This window comes from Streptomyces sp. BB1-1-1 (assembly GCF_031597775.1).
In the GTDB taxonomy this organism is placed as follows: domain Bacteria; phylum Actinomycetota; class Actinomycetes; order Streptomycetales; family Streptomycetaceae; genus Streptomyces; species Streptomyces thinghirensis.
On sequence record NZ_CP134203.1, the window covers coordinates 6,048,647 to 6,069,425 of the forward strand.

At 71.9% G+C, this 20,779-nt stretch carries 19 protein-coding genes; 9 read left to right on the forward strand and 10 right to left on the reverse strand.

The window, feature by feature from the left end; translation table 11 throughout:
- The first annotated feature begins 54 nt into the window (after window positions 1–54).
- Entirely contained in the window at window positions 55–636 is a 582-nt protein-coding gene (locus RI578_RS27680; RefSeq protein ID WP_210958621.1) for a TMEM165/GDT1 family protein, read from the forward strand.
- Between the two features lie 163 nt (window positions 637–799).
- Window positions 800–1,465, forward strand: coding sequence for an HAD family hydrolase (locus RI578_RS27685; RefSeq protein ID WP_310873602.1), 666 nt, complete (start codon window positions 800–802; stop codon window positions 1,463–1,465).
- A 147-nt stretch (window positions 1,466–1,612) separates the two neighbouring features.
- Here the strand turns inward: RI578_RS27685 and RI578_RS27690 are convergent, their stop codons facing one another.
- Window positions 1,613–2,842: a peptidoglycan-binding protein gene (locus RI578_RS27690; protein WP_310873603.1), complete on the reverse strand. Its 1,230-nt coding sequence runs from the start codon at window positions 2,840–2,842 to the stop codon at window positions 1,613–1,615.
- Window positions 2,843–3,011: 169 nt separating this feature from the next.
- On the opposite strand from RI578_RS27690, the gene RI578_RS27695 reads away from it, so the two are divergent.
- Window positions 3,012–5,084: an MFS transporter gene (locus RI578_RS27695; protein WP_310873604.1), complete on the forward strand. Its 2,073-nt coding sequence runs from the start codon at window positions 3,012–3,014 to the stop codon at window positions 5,082–5,084.
- A 6-nt stretch (window positions 5,085–5,090) separates the two neighbouring features.
- Here RI578_RS27695 and RI578_RS27700 read toward each other — a convergent pair whose 3' ends face one another.
- The gene (locus tag RI578_RS27700; protein WP_310873605.1) at window positions 5,091–5,591 is read right to left on the reverse strand and encodes a GNAT family N-acetyltransferase; all 501 of its coding nucleotides are present in this window, start codon (window positions 5,589–5,591) and stop codon (window positions 5,091–5,093) included.
- Between the two features lie 165 nt (window positions 5,592–5,756).
- On the opposite strand from RI578_RS27700, the gene RI578_RS27705 reads away from it, so the two are divergent.
- Together RI578_RS27705 and RI578_RS27710 are read left to right on the forward strand one after the other, a co-directional pair.
- Window positions 5,757–6,428: a hypothetical protein gene (locus RI578_RS27705; protein WP_310873606.1), complete on the forward strand. Its 672-nt coding sequence runs from the start codon at window positions 5,757–5,759 to the stop codon at window positions 6,426–6,428.
- A 5-nt stretch (window positions 6,429–6,433) separates the two neighbouring features.
- Window positions 6,434–6,949, forward strand: a complete 516-nt coding sequence (locus RI578_RS27710; RefSeq protein ID WP_310873607.1) for a hypothetical protein — start codon at window positions 6,434–6,436, stop codon at window positions 6,947–6,949.
- A gap of 10 nt (window positions 6,950–6,959) precedes the next feature.
- Here the strand turns inward: RI578_RS27710 and RI578_RS27715 are convergent, their stop codons facing one another.
- Window positions 6,960–7,367 (reverse strand): DUF1992 domain-containing protein, encoded by a 408-nt coding sequence (locus RI578_RS27715; protein WP_310873608.1) that lies wholly within the window; start codon window positions 7,365–7,367, stop codon window positions 6,960–6,962.
- A gap of 94 nt (window positions 7,368–7,461) precedes the next feature.
- Here RI578_RS27715 and RI578_RS27720 point away from each other — a divergent pair, with 94 nt between their 5' ends.
- Complete coding sequence (locus RI578_RS27720) at window positions 7,462–7,851, forward strand: FHA domain-containing protein (RefSeq protein ID WP_310873609.1); 390 nt, start codon at window positions 7,462–7,464, stop codon at window positions 7,849–7,851.
- A 37-nt stretch (window positions 7,852–7,888) separates the two neighbouring features.
- On the opposite strand, the gene RI578_RS27725 is transcribed toward RI578_RS27720, so the two are convergent.
- Together RI578_RS27725 and proP are read right to left on the reverse strand one after the other, a co-directional pair.
- Entirely contained in the window at window positions 7,889–8,560 is a 672-nt protein-coding gene (locus RI578_RS27725; RefSeq protein WP_310873610.1) for an O-methyltransferase, read from the reverse strand.
- Window positions 8,561–9,228: 668 nt separating this feature from the next.
- Window positions 9,229–10,623, reverse strand: coding sequence for a glycine betaine/L-proline transporter ProP (gene proP / locus RI578_RS27730; RefSeq protein ID WP_310873611.1), 1,395 nt, complete (start codon window positions 10,621–10,623; stop codon window positions 9,229–9,231).
- Between the two features lie 456 nt (window positions 10,624–11,079).
- Here proP and RI578_RS27735 point away from each other — a divergent pair, with 456 nt between their 5' ends.
- Window positions 11,080–13,269 carry a bifunctional glycosyltransferase 87/phosphatase PAP2 family protein gene (locus RI578_RS27735; RefSeq protein WP_310873612.1) on the forward strand — a complete coding sequence of 730 codons (2,190 nt, stop codon included), beginning with the start codon at window positions 11,080–11,082 and terminating at the stop codon, window positions 13,267–13,269.
- On the opposite strand, the gene RI578_RS27740 is transcribed toward RI578_RS27735, so the two are convergent.
- The 4 genes from RI578_RS27740 to RI578_RS27755 form a co-directional block, all read right to left on the reverse strand.
- Complete coding sequence (locus RI578_RS27740; RefSeq protein ID WP_310873613.1) at window positions 13,223–14,863, reverse strand: hypothetical protein; 1,641 nt, start codon at window positions 14,861–14,863, stop codon at window positions 13,223–13,225. The two genes, RI578_RS27735 and RI578_RS27740, sit on opposite strands and share 47 nt — an antisense overlap.
- 142 nt (window positions 14,864–15,005) lie before the next feature.
- A complete protein-coding gene (locus tag RI578_RS27745) occupies window positions 15,006–16,145 on the reverse strand; it encodes a hypothetical protein (RefSeq protein WP_310873614.1) in 1,140 nt (379 codons plus the stop codon).
- A gap of 119 nt (window positions 16,146–16,264) precedes the next feature.
- Window positions 16,265–16,993, reverse strand: a complete 729-nt coding sequence (locus RI578_RS27750) for a cysteine hydrolase family protein (protein WP_310873615.1) — start codon at window positions 16,991–16,993, stop codon at window positions 16,265–16,267.
- Entirely contained in the window at window positions 16,993–17,583 is a 591-nt protein-coding gene (locus RI578_RS27755) for a cysteine hydrolase family protein (RefSeq protein ID WP_310873616.1), read from the reverse strand. Before RI578_RS27755 ends, RI578_RS27750 begins: the two co-directional genes overlap by 1 nt.
- Before the next feature lie 150 nt (window positions 17,584–17,733).
- Between RI578_RS27755 and RI578_RS27760 the strand changes: the two genes are divergently transcribed.
- Complete coding sequence (locus RI578_RS27760) at window positions 17,734–18,735, forward strand: helix-turn-helix domain-containing protein (RefSeq protein ID WP_310873617.1); 1,002 nt, start codon at window positions 17,734–17,736, stop codon at window positions 18,733–18,735.
- 148 nt (window positions 18,736–18,883) lie between these two features.
- On the opposite strand, the gene RI578_RS27765 is transcribed toward RI578_RS27760, so the two are convergent.
- The gene (locus tag RI578_RS27765) at window positions 18,884–19,489 is read right to left on the reverse strand and encodes a lytic polysaccharide monooxygenase (RefSeq protein WP_210958660.1); all 606 of its coding nucleotides are present in this window, start codon (window positions 19,487–19,489) and stop codon (window positions 18,884–18,886) included.
- Window positions 19,490–19,929: 440 nt separating this feature from the next.
- Between RI578_RS27765 and RI578_RS27770 the strand changes: the two genes are divergently transcribed.
- Window positions 19,930–20,700: a calcium-binding protein gene (locus RI578_RS27770; RefSeq protein WP_310873618.1), complete on the forward strand. Its 771-nt coding sequence runs from the start codon at window positions 19,930–19,932 to the stop codon at window positions 20,698–20,700.
- Window positions 20,701–20,779: the final 79 nt, after the last annotated feature.

Consider the following 20,779-nt stretch of genomic DNA (forward strand, 5'->3'; position numbering starts at 1 on the left):
CGCAGCGCAGGACCAGCACTCTCGGTGGGGCGGCCCCGACCGATAGAGGATCCCTTGATCAGCCTGACCGTGACGGCAGTCGTCTTCGGCGTCGTCTTCCTCGCCGAACTGCCGGACAAGACCGCGCTCGCCGGCCTCGTCCTCGGCACCCGTTACCGGGCCTCGTACGTCTTCGCCGGCGTGGCCGCCGCCTTCCTGCTGCACGTCGTGCTCGCGGTCGCGGCCGGCAGCGTGCTGACCCTGCTGCCGCAGCAGATCGTGCACGCGATCACCGGCGTGCTGTTCCTGGGCGGCGCCGCCGTGCTGCTGATGAAGAAGGACGACGAGGACGAGGAGATCCGCAAGCCCGAGGACCAGTCCTTCTGGAAGGTCTCCGGGGCGGGATTCATGCTCATCCTGGTCGCCGAGTTCGGCGATCTCACGCAGATCATGACCGCGAACCTCGCGGCCCGCTACGACGACCCGCTCTCCGTCGGCCTCGGCGCGGTGCTCGCCCTGTGGGCGGTGGCCGGGCTCGGCATCGTCGGCGGAAAGGCCCTGATGAAGCGGGTGCCGCTGGCGCTGATCACGAAGGTCGCGGCGCTGCTCATGCTGGGCCTCGGGGTGTGGAGCCTGTGGGAGGCGGTCGCCGGCTGAACGGTTCGTGAACGTTCCGGCGGGGCGGTGGCGCAATCCCCGACCCGTTTTGTACCGTAGAGAAACAAAGTGGCTCCCGCCCGTTCTCCCTGACCGGCGGGCGGGGCCGCCTTGTCCCCGGGGACACGCCCTGCGCCCCTCTTCCGCGCCTTGGAGTCTGCCGATGACGGCCACCGCCACCACCGTTCTCACCGCCCGTGCCCTGCTGCTGGACATGGACGGCACCCTCGTCAACTCGGACGCCGCCGTAGAGCGCGTCTGGCGGCGCTGGGCCGACCGGCACGGCCTGGACGGCGACGAGGTCATGAAGGTCGTCCACGGACGGCAGGGCTACGCCTCGATGGCGCTGCTGCTGCCGGACCGGCCCATGGAGCAGAACCACGCCGACAACGCCCGCATGCTCGCCGAGGAGACCGCCGACACCGAGGGTGTCGTCGCGATCCCCGGGGCGTCGGAGTTCCTCGCCTCGCTGCACGGGCTGCCGCACGCCCTGGTGACCTCCGCCGACGTGCCGCTGTCCACCGCGCGGATGGCCGCCGCCGGCCTCGCCCAGCCGGACGTCCGGGTCACCGCCGAGTCGGTCGGCGCCAGCAAGCCAGACCCCGAGGGCTTCCTCAAGGGCGCCGCCGAGCTGGGCATCGCCCCCGGCGACTGCATCGCCTTCGAGGACTCCGGCGCCGGCATCACGGCCGCGCGCGCCGCCGGGATGCAGGTCGTGGGCGTAGGCCCGCGGGCCGGTGTCCACGGGCCCGACGTGGTCGTGGAGGACCTGACGCGCGTACGCGTGGAGGCCGGCGCGGACGGGACGCTGCGGCTGCACATCGGCTGACGGCCGGTGCGGGGCGGGACGACGCGGTGACGCTCTGGCGGAACGTGACGTCTGGCGGACCGTGACGTCTGGCGGACCGTGGCGTCCGGCGGGCCCCGACGCCCTGGTGGACCGTGCCGTCTTGGCGGGCACGCCCGTGAAGGCCGCCTACGGCTCCCGCGTCTCCGACTCCAGCCGGCCCCGGGTGACCTGCCCGTAGACGCCGAGCGCGTCGTCGCGGATGCCGCGGGCCCACTGGTAGGTGCGGACCGCGTCCTCGACCTGGCGGTTGTAGTTGCCGTTGGTGTCGCCGGTGTAGAGATGCAGCTGGGCCAGACGCTGCTGGAGCTCGACGACCTCGGGGCCGCGGTCACCGCGCTGCAGCGTGCCGCCTCCGTCGGGTACGCGGTCCTCGTCCTCGGATTCCTGTGTGGGGCCGTCGGCCGGTGCGGTCGTCGTGCTCCGCGTCGGCTCGGCCGACCGGGACGGCGTGGGCGAGGCGCTCGACGCCGACGGGGACGGCGAGGACGACGGACTGGCACTGGGGGACGCGGAGGCGGACGGGGACGGCGCCGCGGAGGTCTCGGGGGCCGACGGCGCGCTCGACTCGGGGGTCGCGGAGGCCTCGCTGGTCGACGGGGCCGGGACGCTCGCCCGCACCTCGTCCGGCAGCGCCCCGTCCCGGGACGGCGTCTCGTAGGAGAACAGGCCGCTCGCGTACCCGGCCGCGCCCACCACGACCACGACCGCCCCCGCGGCACTCAACAGCACGCTCCGGCGCCGTTTGCGCGGCGGACGTCCGCCGGTACCGTCCGCACCGGGCCCCGCGGGCTCCCCGGGCGCGAAGGGGGCGGCGGACGAGCCGGGCGAGGTCTCGAACAGGCGCAGGTCGTGGGCGCTGGGCGGGCCGGCCGAGGGTGCCAGGGGCGTGGGCAGGGTGGAGGTCGTCTCCGTGGTCGCGCCGGGCGGCTCGGCGCCGACGGCGCGCAGCGTCATGGTGGCGTCCGGGTCGGGCAGGGAGGGCGGCACGGACGCGGACGGGGACGCGGAGTCGGCGTGGGCCGCCGCGGACACCGGTTCGGAGGGCGTTCCGGACGTGGGCGCTCCGGACGAGGAGGCTCCCGAAGGCGCCACCGTCCCGCGCGCCCCGGGTGTCTCGGGCGTCCCCGGCTCCCCGGCGCCGCCGTCCAGTTCGACGTACGGCCGTATGCGCAGCGGATCGAAGTCCTCCGCCGCTGCCGCCTGTGCCGTACGCGCGTCGCGCAGGGCGTCGGACGCCCGTGACCCGCAGGCGCAGGCGGGCGTGTTGTCCGCCTCCCTGGGCGTTCCGCACTCCGGGCACGAGTGCCCCTGGGGCCGCTCCCGCGGCTCCCGCGGCGGCTCTTTCTGCTGTTCCACGCGTTCGTCCCTCCCCTCGCGACTCCCCTCGCGAACTCCAGAGATTATGCAGATCTTCTCCACACTCCCACGCGCACGCCCCCGGAATGCCGGCTTCTCGCAGGACTGAACCGCCCATAACTGGTCACACCGACCGGGATGGAAGGTGAGACGTCCGTGGGAGGTCTTCATGGCGGGAGATGTACGCGCGGCGAAGGACCCGGTACCGCCCCCGGGGCAGGGTGAAGGGCAGGGCGAGGCACAGGAGCAGGTCTCCAGCGGCGTTCTCGTCTCGATCGGCGCCCTGCTGCTGGGCATGCTGCTCGCCGCCCTCGACCAGACCATCGTGTCGACGGCGCTGCCCACCATCGTCAGCGACCTGGGCGGCCTGGAGCACCTGTCCTGGGTGGTCACCGCGTACATGCTGGCCGCGACCGCCGCCACTCCGCTGTGGGGCAAGCTCGGCGACCAGTACGGGCGCAAGAAGCTGTTCCAGACGGCGATCGTGATCTTCCTGGTCGGCTCCGCGCTGTGCGGCGTGGCGCAGAGCATGTCCGAACTGATCGCCTTCCGCGCCCTCCAGGGGCTGGGCGGCGGCGGCCTGATGGTGCTGTCCATGGCGATCGTCGGCGACCTGGTCTCGCCCCGTGAACGCGGACGCTACCAGGGGCTCTTCGGTGCCGTCTTCGGCGCGACCAGCGTGCTCGGGCCGCTGCTCGGCGGGATCTTCACCGAGCACCTGAGCTGGCGCTGGGTCTTCTACATCAACCTGCCCGTCGGCATCGTCGCGCTCGCCGTGATCGCGGCGGTGCTGCACATTCCGCGCCGGACCACCCGGCACGTCATCGACTACCTCGGCACCCTCCTCATCGCGTCCGTCGCGACCTGCCTGGTGCTGGTGGCCTCGCTCGGCGGCACGACCTGGGCCTGGGGGTCGCCGCAGATCATCGGCCTGGCGGTGCTGGGAGTCGTCCTGGCAGCCCTCTTCGTGGCCGTGGAGCGCAGGGCCGCGGAGCCCGTCCTCCCCCTCAAGCTCTTCCGGATCCGCACCTTCACGCTCTCCGCCGTCATCAGCTTCGTCGTCGGCTTCGCGATGTTCGGCGCGATGACCTACCTGCCGACGTTCCTCCAGGTCGTCCGGGGCGTCAGCCCGACCATGTCCGGTGTGCACATGCTGCCGATGGTCTTCGGCCTGCTGCTGTCGTCGACGGTCTCCGGGCAGATCGTCAGCCGCACCGGCCGCTGGAAGGTGTTCCCCGTCGCGGGCACCGCCGTCACCACCCTCGGCCTGCTCCTGCTGCACCAGCTCGACGAGAACAGCGCGACCGCCGAGATGAGCGCCTACTTCTTCGTCTTCGGCCTGGGACTCGGACTGGTGATGCAGGTCCTCGTCCTCATCGTGCAGAACGCCGTGGCGTACGAGGACCTGGGCGTCGCCACCTCCGGCGCGACCTTCTTCCGCTCCATCGGCGCGTCCTTCGGCGTGGCCGTCTTCGGCACGATCTTCGCGGGCCGCCTCGGCGACAAACTGGCGGACGCCTTCCGGGGCGCCGAACTCCCGCCCGGTGTCTCCGTGGACACCCTGAAGGCCGACCCGCGCGGCATCGGCGCCCTGCCGCCCACCCTGCGGCCCGAGGCACTGAGCGCCTACGCCTCCGCCATCACCGACGTCTTCCTGTACGCCGCCCCCGTCGCCCTCCTCGGCTTCCTGCTGGCCTGGTTCCTGAAGGAGGACCGGCTGCGCGGCTCGGTCACGGCACCGGACGGCACACAGACCCTCGCCAGCAACCCGGTGGAGCGGTCCTCGCACGACGAGGTGTGCCGTGCGCTGTCGGTGCTCGGCACCCGGGAGGGGCGCCGGGAGATCTACCGCAGGATCACCGCGCGGGCGGGCTACGACCTGCTGCCCGCGTCGAGCTGGGTGCTGCTGCGGGTCAGGAGGTACGGCCGGGTCGAACCGGCTCTCCTCGCCGAGCGCGGCCCCGTCCCGCTGACCACCGTCATGGCCGCCGCCCGCCAGTTGGAGGAACGGCACCTCGCCGTCCGCGAGGGACTCGACCTGGTCCTCACCGACCGGGGCCGCGAGGTGGCGGAACGGCTGGCGCTGGCCCGCGAGGAATCCCTGGCCGAGCTGCTCGGCGACTGGTGGGGCCCGGACCGGCCGACCGACCTGGTGCGGCTCGTGAAGGAGCTCACCGGCGAGCTGTGCGGCTCGGAGCGGGAGCGCCCGCACGACCCGCGCACGCCGACGCGGGCGGGCTGAGCCCGGTCACGCGGCGCGCGGGAGCCGCTTCGCGAACCAGTGCTCGGCGTACGGGTCCTCCTTGTACGCCTCGGTCTCCGTGTAGCCGAGCCGGGCGTACAGGGCGCGGGCCTCGACGAGGTCGCCGCGCGTGTCGAGGACCATCCGCGAGGCGCCGAGCGCCCGTGCCGCGTCCTCGGCGGCCCGCACGAGCAGCGCGGCCCCGCCCCGCCCGCGCATCCGCTCGTACAGGAACACCCGGGTCAGCTCGGCGGTGGCGCCGTCCCGCAGCCGTACGCCCGCCGTGCCCGCCGCTTCACCGCCGTACCGCGCGACCAGCAACAGACCCCGGGGCGGCACCAGGTCGGCGCCGGAGTGCGCGGCGATCTCCCGCTCCAGCTCGCCGGGGTCGGTGGGCCGCCCCTCGTGCAGCAGGTAATAGCGGTCGCTGACCTCCGTGTAGTACGCGCGCCAGAGGGCGGCGGCGACGCGGGAGTCGTACGGTTCAGGGGCGACGGTCCAGGTCATGACCGGCATTGTCGGGAGGCGACCCGCCCCGTGTGCAAGCGCATTTTCGCACCGATGCGCCCTCCGCGCGCGCTGTGCGCCGTTTGAGGGCGGAGTCCGGGGCAACCCGAACAGCGAACCGGCCCGTTCGGAGAGCCGGTAGGGCCGAGAACCCGGAAGGCACTCATGTCCACAGGCGTGATCATCGCTTTGATCGTGATCGTGGCGGCCGTGCTCGTTGTCGCGGCCGTACTGGCCCTGCGCGCGCGGGGCCCTCAGCACGGCGGAAGCCTGAAGCGGCGCTTCGGGCCCGAATACGACCGGGCCCTGGCCCGGCACGACGGCGACACCAAGGCCGCCGAGCGCGAACTCGCCGAGCGCGTGGAACGGCACGGGTCACTGCACCAGAGGCCGCTGGACCCGGCCGAGCGCGAGAGTTTCGAGGCGCGCTGGACCGCGGCCCAGGAGCGCTTCGTCGACTCTCCGCGCGAGGCGGTCGGCGAGGCGGACCGGCTGCTCTCGGAGCTGGCCGGCGCCCGGGGCTTCCCGGACGGCGGGCAGTACGAGGAGCAGCTCGCGGCGCTGTCCGTGCACCACGCCCACCACGTCGACGGCTACCGGCGCGTGCACCGCGTGACGCACGCGCGCGTGGACGGCGCGCAGGACAGCGGCGCGGGGACGGAGGAGATGCGCGAGTCCATGGTCGAGGCCCGCGCGCTGTTCGAGGACCTGGTACGCCCGGACCGTCACGACACCGGCCGCCACCGGGCCGGAACGGGCGGCGACGGATCCGCGCCCGCCCACACCCGCCCGCACCACTCCTGGTCGCTCAGCAAGCGCCAGCCGAAGGAGAGTTGAGGCACATGTCCGATGTGACCCGACAGCCCGGCGGCAGCCCCGCCGAGCGGGACAGGCAGACACCCGGCACCCACGGCGAGACGGCCCTGGGCACCGACCGGACGGACGAGGCGTACCCGGCTCCCGGCGCTCGCGCCGAGACCACCCCCGGCCTGGACACCACCACCCCGGCCCGGCACGAAAGCACCACGTCCCCGGCCCGGCACGAGAGCACCACGTCCCCGGCCGCCCACGGGAGCACGCTCCTCCCGCACGAGGAGTGCGACAAGCTGGGGCAGCGGCTCCAGCACGCGGTGGCCGACTTCGTCGACGCGCCGCGTGCCTCGGTCGAGGAGGCCGACCGCGTCCTGGAGGAGATCACCGCCCGCTTCACGGACGCCGTGACCCACCGCCGCCGCACGCTGCGCACGTCCTGGCAGGACACCGGCGGGGACGACCGCGCGACGAGCACCGACACCGAACAACTCCGCCTGGCCCTGCGGGACTACCGTGAGCTGGCGGACCGCCTGATGCGCCTGTGAACCACGGGCGTCACCGCTCCGCCCGGCGCTCCCGCCACTGCCGTACGACCTCTTCGACGTCGTAGGGCTTCAGACCCAGCGGGGGGCCGGGCGGTGGCTTGAACATGACGTCGCGGATCTTGACGTTGATCTCCTCGACGATGCGGCGGACCACCCGCTCCGACGGGGCGTTCGCCGCCGCCTCCAGGGCGTCCTCCGCCTCCTTGCGCAGGGCCAGGGTGGGCGGCAGCACGGAGAAGCCCTCGCGGGCCATCTTCCGTTTGACCCACCACAGTTCGTCGTAGGTGCCGTCCAACTCGCTCGGCAGGGGCTTGCCCGCGCCGGGCAGTTCCGCGAACTCGCCGCGCGCGTCCGCATCACGGATCTGTTTGTCGACCCAGGACTCGAAGTCGACGCCGGGTGGCTTTCGCTCGGTCATGACCCCATTGTGCCGGACACCGCGCCACCGGCCGATCTATCATTCGGCGGCGACAGCCAACGACGGACGTCTTGAGGTCTGCGAAGGAGCGCACGTGCTCGAACTCACCATGGCCGCCGTCACCGCGGCCGACGCGGGTGCCACGGCCGGCATGCAGATGGCCGACGCGCCCAGCGAGCCCGGCGCGGTGCTGCGGGTCGGCCGGGACAAGTCCGTGTGCCGGCTGTCGACGCCGGACGACTGGCTGTTCGTCTCCCGGATCCATCTGGAGTTCCGGTGCGGTCCCGACGGCACGTGGCAGCTGACCTGGCTGCGGGGCTCGCAGCCGGATCCCTCCTCCGAGGTCCGGCTCACCGTCGGCGGTCATGCGTGGCCCCTGGCCTACGGCGGCACCGTGCCGCTGCCGAGGGGCGGCAGCGGAGAGATCGTGGTCCAGGACCGCGCGGAGCCGCGCAGCGTCAACGTGGGCTTCTACCACGAGTGAGGTTCGCGCGCTCGTCCTCGGGCCGGTCTGCCGGTCATCAGGCCAGCACCCGGGCCAGCGCGAACCCGTCGTACCCCTTGCTGCCGACCGTCTGGACGGCCGTACCGCTGAGCCGCGGGTGGCTGCCGATCAGCTCGATGGCGGCGCGGGTGCCGCGTACGTCGTCGGCGGTGTCGTCGGCGTCGGCCACGCGGCCGCCGCGCACCACGTTGTCGACGACGATCAGGCTGCCGGTGCTGGTGAGTTTCAGGGCCCACTCCAGGTAGTGGGGGTTGTTGCCCTTGTCGGCGTCGATGAAGACCAGGTCGAAGGGCGGCGGGTTGTCGTCGGCGAGCTTCGGCAGCGATTCCAGGGCGGGACCCACGCGTACGTCGACGAGGGCGTCGAGGCCGGCGCGGGCGATGTTGCGGGTGGCGACCTCGGCGTGCCGGGCGCTGTACTCCAGGGTGACCAGGCGGCCGTCGGCGGGCAGGGCGCGGGCCAGCCAGATGGTGCTGTAGCCGCCGAGGGTGCCGATCTCCAGGATGGTGCGGGCGCCCTGGATCCGGGCGAGGAGCTGGAGGAACTTGCCCTGGTTCGCGGTGACGTTCACCTGCGGCAGCCCGGCGGCGTCGCTCTCCCGCAGGGCCGCCTCCAGGGCCTCGTCGCCGGGTGCGAGGTGGGTGGTGAAGTAGGCGTCGACGTCGTCCCAGAGCTGCGAGTCGCTCATGGCGGGGCCTCCCGTGTGCGTCGTTAGCTTTTCTAAGTAGATGTGCTAACGAAGATAGCCGGAGGGTGGCGGTGTGGCGGGGCGCTTTCGTGGGCGTGTTTCGGCCGGGTGCGGTGCGGTCAGTGGGCCGGCGCTCCCTGGTCGCCCGGCGTGCGGGCGGGCCGGGGGTGGGTGACGCGGCCCGGCGCCGGCGGGGTGCCGCTGCGCCCACCCGTGCCGCCCCAGCGGCACGACTGCCCGCAGCGGCGGTGGCTACGCGGACGGGTAGCCGCGTACGGCGAGGAGGGGCGTGTCGGGGGTGTTCGCCCGCAGCGGCGGCTACGGCGGACGTAGCCGCGGACGGCGAGGAGGGGCGCGTCGGGGGCAGCGGCGGTGGCTACGCGGACGGGTGGCCGCGTGCGGCGAGGAGGGCGCGTCGGGGAGTGTTCGCCCGCGGCGGCGGCTATGCGGACGGGTAGCCGCGGACGGGTAGCCGCGTACGGCGAGGAGGGGCGTGTCGGGGGGTGTTCGCCCGCAGCGGTTGGCGCGTCCGCGCCGGTACTTCTGCGGCCGACCGATTCCGCGCCGTTCCGAGGACGGACACCCCCCGGCGCGGCCCGACCCACAACGAAACAGAACGCGCTACGCGCACCCCCACCCGATCCGCGCAGGCCGCCGCAGGCACCTGGTTAGAGGCCGCGGCCGCGGCCGTCGACCGCCGGTGCCGAGCCCGGCAGTGGGCGTCCGGCGGACTCCGACATGAACCACACCGCGACGCCGCCGATCACGGCCGCGGCCATCATGTAGTACGCGGGCATCATCATGTCGCCCGTCGCCCCGATCAGCGCCGTCACCACCAGCGGCGTCGTCCCGCCGAACAGGGACACGGACACGTTGAAGCCGATCGACAGCGAGCCGTACCGCACCCGCGTCGGGAACAGCGCCGGCAGCGCGGACGGCATCGACGCGGTGAAGCAGACCAGCAGCAGTCCGAGCGCGGCCATGCCCAGCCCCACCGCCAGCAGGCTGCCCTCGCGGATCAGCAGCAGCGCCGGGACGGAGAGGAGCAGGAAGCCCGCGCAGCCCGCCGCGATCACCGGCCGCCGCCCGACCCGGTCGGTCAGCGCGCCGGCGAACGGCTGGACGACCATCATCAGGGCCATCACGGCCAGTACGACCAGCAGGCCGTGGGTCTCGTCGTACTTCAGCTCGCTCGTCAGGTAGCTCGGCATGTACGACAGCAGCATGTAGTCGGTGACGTTGAAGACCAGCACCAGGCCGACGCAGAGCAGCAGCGCCCGCCACTGACCGGTGATCATGTCCCGCAGCGGTACCTTCGGCCGCGTGGCCTCCGCCTTGTCGAGTTCGGCCGCGAACGCCGGCGTCTCCTCCAGCCGCATCCGCAGATACAGCCCGATGATGCCCATCGGCCCGGCGATCAGGAACGGGATCCGCCAACCCCAGGACGTCAGGTCGCCGTCGGACAGCAGCGCCGTCATCAGCGTCACCAGACCCGCACCGCCGATGTACCCGGCCAGCGTGCCGAACTCCAGCCAGCTCCCCAGGAACCCGCGCCGCTTGTCCGGCGCGTACTCGGCGATGAAGGTGGACGCGCCCGCGTACTCGCCCCCGGTGGAGAAGCCCTGCACCAGCCGCGCGAGAAGCAGCAGCACCGGCGCCCAGACACCGATCGTCGCGTACGAGGGGATGAGCCCGATGGCGAACGTACCCGCCGCCATCATGATCATCGTGAGGGCGAGGACCTTCTGCCGTCCGACCCGGTCGCCGAGCGGCCCGAAGACCATGCCGCCGAGCGGGCGGACCAGGAACGCCGCCGCGAAGGCGCCGAACGTCGACAAGAGCTGCGCGGTCGGGTTGCCGGACGGGAAGAAGACCTTGCCCAGCGTCACGGCGATGTAGCTGTAGACGCCGAAGTCGAACCACTCCATCGCGTTGCCGAGCGCCGCCGCCTTCACGGCACGCCTGACGAGCGCGGGGTCGGTGACGGTGGGTGCGCCGGCGGCGCGTGACGGGGGCGCGGGGGGCGTGCGGGACGGGTGAGTGGCGACGGGGGCAGCCGACAAAGCTTCGCTCGCCTACCTTTCGACGGGGACAGGGACGCCACGACCCGCACGGCGGCGCTGTCGCCGGGCCGGAAAGAAGCCCGCGGCACTCGGCCACGGGCAGAAAAGCGACCATAGGCGCTGATGCGCCGCTTACGCCCGGTATGCTTTTCGTTGCACAGTGCACGGAAACGGCGTACACGCAGGGAAATCCGCACGCCACGGAGCGCGCTCTTCCCCCGTGACCTGTGATCCTTCTCGCTTCCACCGGAGGCGTCGACACCGCTCCCGCACTATCGTCGTCCGAACAAACGGCCGGGCGGTCGGGAAAAGACGGGGCGAAGTGCGGGCGGCGGTCAGGTTGAACGGGGGTTGCCTGCGTCTCCCCCCGGGGGTGGTGCGAGCCTCATAGGGTTCGCAAGGACAACACACCGCGTACACGGGCGCGGTACGAACGGGGCGGGAGGCCGACGAGGCGTGGCGAATGCGGAGCACAGTGGGCGACCGGCGGAGGCTTTCGGAGGCCCGGCCGTCGATGCGACCAGAGCACGGCTACGGGTCGCGCGCCTCGGCCTGTGGCTGGTCGCCGCCGTCCTCGCCGTACGGCAGCTGGCCACGGTCCTCTCCACTCCGAGCGGGGAACGCCTGACGGACCTGGAGACCTGGGTCGGCGAACACGGTGTCCTGCACGTGGAGGGGTCCCTCTACGAGTCCACGCAGTTCACCGGCACGCCCTTCGTCGGCCTGGTCCTCAAACCGTTCACCCGCGCCGCCGAACAGGCCCTCGGCTGGGGCTGGACCTTCGGCTCGCTGCTGCTCGTCGTGGCCCTCGGGCTGGTCGCCGCCCGCGCCCTGCCGAAGCCGGTGGGCCGCCGTACGGCACTGCTGGCGGCGCCCGTGGCAGTCAGCCTGCTGATGGTGTCGCTGCCGGTGCGCAACGCGCTGTGGCTCGGCCAGACCAGCATCATCCCGGTCCTCCTCGTCCTGCTGGGCTGCTTCGCCGTACGCGGCGAACACGGCGACCGGATCGGCGGCGCGCTGATCGGCGTCGCCGCCGCCTTCCAGCCGACCGTCCTCCTCTTCGTCCCCCTGCTGTGGTTCACCGACCGCAGACGGGCCGCCGTGTCCACCGGCGTCACGTTCCTCGCCTGCACCGCCGTCGCCTGGGCGGCCATGGCGCAGGACTCCTACACCTACTGGGTCCACCACATGGCCGGCGTGGGTCTGGGCGGCGAGGCCGACGACCTCGCCAACCAGTCGCTGCACGGCGTCCTGCTGCGACTCGGCCTCTCCGGGCCCCTGGAGATCTCCCTCTTCCTCCTGCTCGGCGCGGCCGTCGCCGTCCTCGCCCTGCGCCGCGCCGTGCGCTACGCACGCGACGGTCAGCTGCTGCTCGCGGTCGCCATCACCGGCTGCGCGGCGGTCGTGGTGTCGCCGGCCACCTGGCAGCACCAGCTGCTGTGGGTGCTGCCCGCGCTCGTCGGCCGGGTCGGCAAGCGCGCATCCGACCGGCTGGTGTGGCCGGTCGCCGTCGTCCTGGTGATGACGCTGCCCGCGAAGATGATCCTGCCGAACATGGCGGCCCTGTACCCCCTGCGCGACAATGTCGTACTCCTCGCGGCGCTGGCCGCCGCCGTCGCCGTGCCGTTCCTGTCCCGCACCTCGCCGTACTTCGACACGCCGGTCCCGACGAGCTACGCGCCCCCGGTCCCGACCCGCTTCAAGCACGTCCCCCTGCTGCCGTTCCTGCGCCGGGTCCTCACCCGCCCCAACCTCCTCCTGGAGCTTCTCCTCATCCGGGTCACCTACGCCGCCTACTCCCAGGTCCGCCTCGCGGCGACCGGCGGCAGCAACTCGGCGGGCCGGGCCCGCGCGGAGGAGCACGGCCGGCAGATCCTCGACATCGAACGCTTCCTGCACATCGACATCGAGCACGCCATCAACCACGCGGTGGTGAAGATCGGCTGGCTGCGGGACTTCTTCGACTTCTACTACACGTCGTTCCACTTCATCGTCCCGCTGGCCGTCCTCGGCGTCCTGTACTGGCGCCGCCCGGTCGACTACCGCTGGGCCCGCGCGTCCCTCGGCTTCGCCACGCTGCTGGCCCTGGTCGGCTTCTGGCTCTACCCCCTGGCGCCGCCGCGTCTGATGCCGGGGTACGGGATCATCGACACGGTCCACGGGGTGCAGGACTTCTCGAAGCCCGACTACGGCACGCTGACGGCCCTCACCAACCAGTACGCGGCGATGCCGTCGCTGCACTTCGGCTGGTCGCTGTGGTGCGGGCTGGCGATCGCGATCGTCGCCCCGAAGATGTGGATGAAAGCCCTCGGCCTCCTCCACCCCCTCTTCACCGTCGCGGCGATTGTGGCGACCGGCAACCACTGGATCCTGGACGCGGTGGGCGGCGCGGCCGTGGTCGTGGCGGGTTTCGGCCTGGCGTACCTGTTCCAGGGGCCGAGGGCACGGATGGCGACCGCGACCAAGGCCACCACCCCGGCGCAGGCCACCACCCCGGCCAAGGACACCACCCCGGCCGCGAACGCCATCCCGGCCGCGAACGCCATCCCCGCCCCAGCCCCGCCCCCGGCCGAGGACAACGCCCCGCCCGCCGAGGGGATCAGCAGCGACCCGCCGGCCCCGGCGAAGGACCGTACCGGCCGCTGATCCGGTACTCGCCCGGCGCGTCGACGGTCAGGCGGGTGAACTCGCCGTCCTGGGTGAGGCACCCGCCGTCGGCCCGCAGCCACGGCGACCAGGCGACCCGCACGGTCACCGGGCCGGGCCGGTCCACGCGCAGCACCAGGTCGGCGCTGGTGGTCGTCACGACGGTGCCGGGCTCGGAGACGAGCGGTACGGCGTCCCGCACCCGGTACACCCGCCAGTGCTCGTCCTCCCAGACGGGCTCCAGCCACTCGGGCCGCAGACCGTCGTCCCGCACGAGCCGCGCCTCCTCCCGGGCGGGCCCGTCCGGCTTGGCGAGCGGCAGGACGACGAAGCCGACCGCCCAGCGGTCCAGCCAGTCCCGGTAGGTGGCCGCGGAGAAGGTGCCGTCGTAGAAGAGGCGGGCGCGTTCCACGTCGAGCTGCCGGTTCCAGCCACGGGCCAGATTGACGTGCGGCGCGAGCCCGGCCGCCTCGCGGTGGTCGCGGGCCGGTACGACCTCCACCCGCGTGCGGTCGGCCCCGAGCCCGTCCAGCGCCCGCACGACGCCGTCCGTCTCGGTGGCCCAGGCCGGCACCACGGTGTACTCCTTCAGGTCGTCGGCGGTCTTCTTCCCCATCCATCCGACGGAGAAGACGAGGGCGACGATCAGCAGGTCGCGAGCGATCCGCCGTGTCCGGTCCGTGCTGAGCAGGGCCGCGAGCAGCACGGGGGGCGCGAAGTACTCGGCGAACCGCTCGACGTTCGTGCCGACGGCGGAGGCTATGAGATACGTCAGTACGGTGCCGGCCGCGTACACGGCCCCGCTCCACCGGGTGACCCGCCAGGTACGCGGGGCCAGCGCGGTGACGGCGAGGCCGAGCACGACCGGCGGCCATATTCGGGCCGCGGGCATCGGCTGCTCGCCGGTGAAGGGGAACAGCAGCGTGGTCAGCCCGACGACCGCGGCGGGCGGCACGAGGAGGACCAGGGCGCGCCACCGGTCCCGTACGAGCAGGTACCCGGCCCCCACGACCGCCAGGTACAGCCCGGCCACCGGCGACGCCATGGTGGCCAGGGCCGCGTACCCGGCGGCGAGGACGAGCCGCCGCTCCCGAACCAGTACCACGCAGGCGGCCAGCCCGAAGGCGACGCCGAGCGCGAAGGTCGTACGGCCCGAGGCGACGTTGCACCACAGGGCGAGGGAGGCGAGCAGGGCGGGCCACAGCGGCCTGCGCACCCCGGCCCGCACGATCAGCACCGCCGCCAGCCACGAGGCGGCCAGCCCGGACACCGCGGTGACCGTGCGCACACCGAGCCCGGCCATCAGATACGGCGAGATCACGCTGTAGTTGGCGGTGTGCACCCCGCCGTACCAGAACAGCCCGTACGCCGATGCGCCGTGCCGCGAGACGAAGTCGGCCCATGCCTGCTGCGCGGCCAGATCGCCCCCGCCGGTGGCGAGAAAGACCCACCACACCGCGTACAGCGGGATGGTGGGCAGCGTGGCGAGCAGGGGCACGCGATGCCGGCGTCCGAAGGCACGCAGGACATCGCCCGGGCGTCTCTCCCGGCGCCGTTCGGGGCGGGGGACGGTCGTCAGTGCGGCAGGGACCACGGTCGGGGTTTCCGTTCGGCGTCATCGGGGTGCACGGCGGGGGCACGTGCGAAGACGATAATTCGAACAGAAACGTTGACCGGCCCCGGGCCGGATCACTGGAGGGGCATCCCCCGCCCCGGAGGCGGGGGATGCCCGGTGATCACACCGCCGCGGTGTGACCGGTGATCGGGCAGGCGCCGGCCGTCGCCGCCGCCGTACCGAAGGCGGCGGTCCTGGCGGTGGGCGCCGTTCCGCCGATCTGCTGGAGGATCTCGTCGGAGAGCAGGTCCTCCTTGCCCTTGAGGGCGTCGGCGACCTTGAGATCGGTGTTGAAGACCATCTCGGCGGCGACGTTGTCCTGGACGATGCGGGCGAGGTTGTCCAGGGCCACGAAGATCGGGTCCGAGGGGGTCTCCACGGTCGGCAGGTCGATCAGGTGGGTGTCGACCTTCGCCTGGTTCATGGTGCGGCGGATGATGATGGACGCCTGGTTCAGGTCGGCCGTGGTCCAGATCGACAGCACGGTGACGTAGAGGTCGCTCCACGCCTTCTCGCCGATCAGCGTGCGCCAGCGCTTCATGAGCCCTTCGATGCCGGTGATCTGCGCGGTGGCGGCGAAGGTCATGTTGACGCGGATGGACGGGTAGACGGTGGCCGCGAACCGGTTGAACGACACCATGTCGAACGACTGGGCGGTGACGGAGGCGTCGATGAACTTGACGGCCTCACTCAGGATCTTGTCGCAGGAATTCTCCAGGTCCAGGGGGAGATTCGCGGTGCCGAGCTTCGTGTGCGCCGTCTGGAGCGTGGTCTTGAAGGCGTTCAGCGGGGTGATCCAGCCCTTGTCGCCCGGTGCCTTGGTGACGACCATGTCAAGGTCGTGCGGGTCGATCCGGTCCGCGTTGGGGATGTTGGGGACCTGGTCGCTGAGGTAGGCGGCGAGGACCGAATAGATCCCCAGGGGGACGTGGGCGATCGACTTGGCGAGTTCGAAGTACTCCGGGACCGGGTCGACGGTCTCGACCTGCTTGCCGCCGTTGATGAGGGTGAAGCGTCCGCCGACCGCGTTGTTCGAGACGACGACGACCGGACTGAGCTGCGTCGTCAGTTCGCTCTTGAGGGTCGCGTAGTTCGCGCGCATTCTCGTGTTGACGGCGCGTATCGCGTCGCGTGCCGCCTTCTCGTCGGTCGCCGTGATTCCCGCGGTCGCCGCCGAGGCGGTGGAGGCCTGCTGGCCGGTGAAGAGCGTTGCCGCCCCGACGGCCGACGCGGTACCCAGAAATCCTCTACGTGTTGCCATGCCCCGTTGTCTGCTTTCTGTGGTGAGCGAAAGTGCCTTTTGGCGATGTGGGGGGAAAACAGCGTGGGGGGAGTTCGGGGTGGGGGATCTCAGGGTGGGGGTGAAGGTGGGTCAGGTTCTCAGGTCAGGGACTTCTGCGACGGGACCACGACCCCGTAGAGGTCCTGGACCGTGGCGAGAGCCGCCTCGTGGACCTGCTGGGCGGGGACGCCGTCCGGGTCGCCCTTCAGCGGCAGCGGCCGGGTCGCGGAGGCGTCGGCGACCACGGTCGGCGCGTTGCCGTTCAGGAACGCGCCCTGGGCGGTGAACAGGGTGCACATGTTGGTCATGAACCCGGCGACGATGACGTTCTTGTTCCCGGCCTTCTTGACCTGCTCGGCGAGATCGGTGCCGTGGAAGGCGTTGGGGACGCTCTTCTCGACGACGGGCTCGCCCTTGGCCGGCTTGAGCGCCGGGATGATCTGGCCCGCCTTCGACTTCAGGTCGTAGCCCTTGTCGACGATGTGGATGACCGGCGTACCCGCCTCGCGGGCCCGCTTCAGCAGGGCCTCGGCGTTGGCCACCGCCGGCTTCCAGCCGTCGAGTTCCATCACACCCTCGGTGTAGGTGTTCTGGTAGTCGACCATGATGAGTGTGGCGTCGGAGAGCGTGGCCGGGGTCTCGCTGAAGTCGTTGAGCTGCCGCAGAGTCGTCGTGTCCTTCGCGACGTTCTTCTCGGCGGAGGTCGTGGTGGCGGCCGACGGCTTGTCCTCGGAGGTGGCGGCCTCCGAACTTCCGCCGCACGCGGCGACGGTGGCCGAGAGGACGGCGGCGGTGGCGAGGGCGACGGCCGGGCGCAGCAGCTTCATCAGGAGATCTCCTTCTGGGACGGGACGACGACCCCGTACAGGTCGGCGATGGTGGCGAGGGCGCTGTTGTGGACCTGCCGGGCGTCCAGCTCCAGGCCCGCGACGGGCAGCGCGCGGGTGGCGCAGGCGTCGGCCACGACGGTCGGGCGGTTGCCGCGCAGGAAGGCGCCCTGGGCGGTGAAGGCCACGCACATGTGCGTCATGAACCCGGCGATGACCAGGTCGCCGTTGCCGGCGGCGTCGATGTGCTCGGCCAGGTCGGTACCGACGAAGGCGTTCGGCACCTTCTTGACGACGACGGGCTCGCCGTCGGCCGGTGCGACGCTCGGGTGGATGGCGCCGATCTCGGCGCGGATGTCGTACGGGGTGCCCTCGCCGCCGTCGTTGACGACGTGGACGACCTTCGTGCCCTCCTCGCGGGCCCGCGCCAGCAGTTGGGCGGCTGTGTCGAGGGCGGCCTGCCAGCCGTCCAGTTCCATGACGCCGGTCGTGTAGGTGTTCTGGTAGTCGACGAGGACCAGGGTGGACTCGGCGAGCTTCGCGGGGGTGTCGTCGAAGCCGTTGAGCCGGCGCAGCGTCGTTCTGGGCATGGGAAGTCGCCTAACGTGCTTGTCGGGGGAGGGGGTTCACCGGTGCGGTGGCCTGTGCCCATGACGCTATGGCCCACCGCCGGGTGTCGGCAATGTCGTCTAACATGCAGAAACCGACATGGCTGTCGCCGAGCTTGGGGGTTGGGCTTCTTGAGCACCGTCAGACGACTGATCGTCATAGTCCTCTTCGAGGACGTCGACCTGCTCGACGTCACCGGACCACCGGAGGTGTTCTCCCTCGCCCGGCGCGAGACGGACGAGGCGGCGGGCTACGAGGTGGTCCTCGTCGCCGAGACCATGGCACCGGTCACCACCGGCGCCGGGGTCCGGGTCCTGCCCGACGCGACCTTCGACGAGCTGTCCGCACCCTCGGCGAGGAGCATCGACACCCTGATCGTGCCCGGCGCCGTCGAGGTGGACGACCAGCGCCGCGTGCACCCGCTCACCGACCCCGCGGTGGTGGAGCGGGTGCGGCAGCTCGCCGGCCGGACCCGCCGGGTCACGTCCGTCTGCGTCGGCGCGCACATCCTCGCCGCCGCCGGACTCCTCGACGGCAAGCGCGCCACCACCCACTGGTCGACCGCGCGGCAACTCGCCGACGACCACCCGGCCGTCGAGGTCGACGCCGACCCGATCTTCATCCGGGAAGGCGACGTGTGGACCGGCGCGGGCATCAGCGCCTGCCTCGACCTATCACTCGCCCTCATCGCCGACGACCTCGGCGAGGAGGTGGCGCTGCGCGTCGCCCGACAGCTCGTGATGTACCTGAAGCGGCCCAGCGGGCAGAGTCAGTTCAGTGTCCCGCTGGAGCAGGTCTCGACGACCCGGCGCATCGAGGACCTGCGCCACCACATCATGCGCAACATCGCCGAACCGCTCACCGTCGCCGACCTCGCCGCGTGCGCCCACGTCAGCGACCGGCAGCTCACCCGGATCTTCAAGACCGAACTCGGCACGACCCCGCACGCCTACATCGAGTCGGCCCGCGTCGAGGTGGCGCGCCATCAGCTCGAATCCACCGACGCGACCTTGGAGAGGATCGCCTCCGCCTGCGGTTTCGGCACCGTCGACACCCTGGTCCGGGCCTTCCGCCGCCGACTTGACACGACACCGACCGAGTACCGGCGCCGGTTCCGGACCCTCCTCGCATGAGGTGGGTTCCCGGGCACGGAACGCCGAGCTCGGGAGCCCCGTCGGGGCAGGGGGCCGAGGGGCCCCTGCCCCGACGGGGCTCGGTCTGCCGGGCGGGCGGGTCACCGGCGCCCGGCGAAGGCCGGTGCCGTGCGCGGCGCTCCTCGGCTCAGCCGAAGTTCACGTCGCTGCACCACATGTACGCCTGGTCGAGGTGCGAGGCCTGCCAGATCACGAACACCACGTGGTGTCCGGTGTACCCGGAAGTCTGGACGGGGAAGGTGATGTTCTGCGCCGGGGCGAAGCGGCCGGTCTGCGTGATGAAGTCGAGGTTGCCCCAGCCCAGGGTCTGGGTCTTGGGGTCGAAGCCCTGCTTGCTCACATAGACCTTGAAGTAGTCGGCACCGTGGGACGCCTGGTCGTACAGCTGCACCGAGAAGTTGCTGCCGACGTTGGTGGTCTTCCACTGGCCGGGCTTGTTCAGACTGGCGTTCCTCGCGAGGTTGTTGCTGCAGAGCGTCCCGTCGGGGGTCTTCGCCTGGAACTGGCCACCGAGGCCGTCGCGGAGGGCGCTCATCCAGTTCCACATGGTGTCGGCGTTGGCCTGGAAGGCCTGCCAGCACATGGGGTCCTGGGTCTGCATGGCCGGGTTCGTGTGGTTGCTGCCCCACGTCTTCCAGCACTGGTACGCGCGGGTGGCGGGACCGACGATGGTGCCGTGGGCCTGGGCGGGGGTCGACCAGGCGAGTGCGCCGACGACCACGGCGAACAGCATGACGAGCGCCTGGAGAGGCCGGCGGAGGGCCGACCGCGAACGCCCGGTTAACGGACTCGTTGTGCGCATGTGGGGGGACTCCTTCCAGAGGCAAGGCTGTATTGGGAGCGCTCCCAAAGTGACGACTCCTCAGTGAAATGTCAATGAAACAGACAAACTTGATCACAGCGGTGGGTCGCGGTCGGGGAATCCGCCCTGGTGCGGGAGCCGGTGCCCTTGCCGGACTCGGGCGGTCGGCCCTTCCCGCGGCGACTCCGGAACCACTCGTTGCCGTCGAGTCCCACCCATCGCCTCCGGAGGGGCAACGGTTTACCATGACGCCGCGTCAGTTCGCGGCCCTGCATCTTCGGGCCGGCGGAGGAGACCGCCTTTACGGCCGAGTCCCCGCCAGCACCACGCAAGCCGTTCGGTCAACCGTCACTCCATCGAGATGAGGTTCCATGAACCGAAACCGAACCGCCGTCGGCGCGTTCGTCGTGGCCCTGTGCACTGCCGGTCTCGCCCTCGGCCCGGCGACCGCCGCGAGCGCCGCCCAGGCGAAGTCCCGCGTCGGAGCCGACTGGGAGACCCAGTCGATCGTCTTCACGGCCGCCGCGGGCCACACCAACGACCTCAACGTCTTCTTCATGTACACCAGCGACGGCATCCAGCGGATCGGCTTCCGCGACGTGGTCCCGCTCGAACCGGGCGGCCATTGCGCGTACTCCTTAGCCGAGGACACCACCGCCGTCGTCTGCGAACTGCCCGCCGAGGGCCCCCGTCCCGACCGGATCGACATCCACCTCGGCGACGGCGACGATACGGTCGCCGCCTTCACCCCCGGGGTCGGCACCGTCAGCGGCGGCTCCGGTGACGACGAACTGCATGCCCACACGGCACGCACGGTGCTGGGCGGCGACGGGAACGACATGGTCATGGGGCCCGCCGTGCTGCACGGCGGCGACGGCATGGACCACCTCATGGGTGACGGCGACGACCAGCGGATGTGGGGTGGCGCGGGCGACGACATGATCGAGGGCTACGGCGGCGACGACACCGTGTACGCCGGCTCCGGCGACGACCATGCCATGGGCGGGGACGGCCGCGACATCGTTCTCGGCGGCCCCGGCGACGACATGCTGCACGGCGAAGGCGGCGACGACCTCGTTGGTGGCGGCCTCGGAAAGGACACCGTCGAAGGCGGGCCGGGCCGCGACATCGTCCTCCCGTAGGCGTACCCGGCGCACGTCCTCCCGTGAGAGCGCCGCTCCGCACGAAGGCCCTGCCCCGCGGCGCGATCGGCGTCGCGGG

What these genes read in the sequence shown, in the direction of transcription:
- RI578_RS27685 (WP_310873602.1), top strand. Translation starts at nt 800, where the DNA reads ATGACGGCCACCGCCACCACCGTTCTCACCGCCCGTGCCCTGCTGCTG.
- RI578_RS27745 (WP_310873614.1), bottom strand. Translation starts at nt 16,145, where the DNA reads ATGGCAACACGTAGAGGATTTCTGGGTACCGCGTCGGCCGTCGGGGCG.
- RI578_RS27765 (WP_210958660.1), bottom strand. Translation starts at nt 19,489, where the DNA reads ATGCTGTTCGCCGTGGTCGTCGGCGCACTCGCCTGGTCGACCCCCGCC.
- RI578_RS27715 (WP_310873608.1), bottom strand. Translation starts at nt 7,367, where the DNA reads ATGACCGAGCGAAAGCCACCCGGCGTCGACTTCGAGTCCTGGGTCGAC.
- RI578_RS27755 (WP_310873616.1), bottom strand. Translation starts at nt 17,583, where the DNA reads ATGCCCAGAACGACGCTGCGCCGGCTCAACGGCTTCGACGACACCCCC.
- RI578_RS27705 (WP_310873606.1), top strand. Translation starts at nt 5,757, where the DNA reads ATGTCCACAGGCGTGATCATCGCTTTGATCGTGATCGTGGCGGCCGTG.
- RI578_RS27695 (WP_310873604.1), top strand. Translation starts at nt 3,012, where the DNA reads ATGGCGGGAGATGTACGCGCGGCGAAGGACCCGGTACCGCCCCCGGGG.
- RI578_RS27750 (WP_310873615.1), bottom strand. Translation starts at nt 16,993, where the DNA reads ATGAAGCTGCTGCGCCCGGCCGTCGCCCTCGCCACCGCCGCCGTCCTC.
- RI578_RS27700 (WP_310873605.1), bottom strand. Translation starts at nt 5,591, where the DNA reads ATGACCTGGACCGTCGCCCCTGAACCGTACGACTCCCGCGTCGCCGCC.
- RI578_RS27725 (WP_310873610.1), bottom strand. Translation starts at nt 8,560, where the DNA reads ATGAGCGACTCGCAGCTCTGGGACGACGTCGACGCCTACTTCACCACC.
- RI578_RS27770 (WP_310873618.1), top strand. Translation starts at nt 19,930, where the DNA reads ATGAACCGAAACCGAACCGCCGTCGGCGCGTTCGTCGTGGCCCTGTGC.
- RI578_RS27710 (WP_310873607.1), top strand. Translation starts at nt 6,434, where the DNA reads ATGTCCGATGTGACCCGACAGCCCGGCGGCAGCCCCGCCGAGCGGGAC.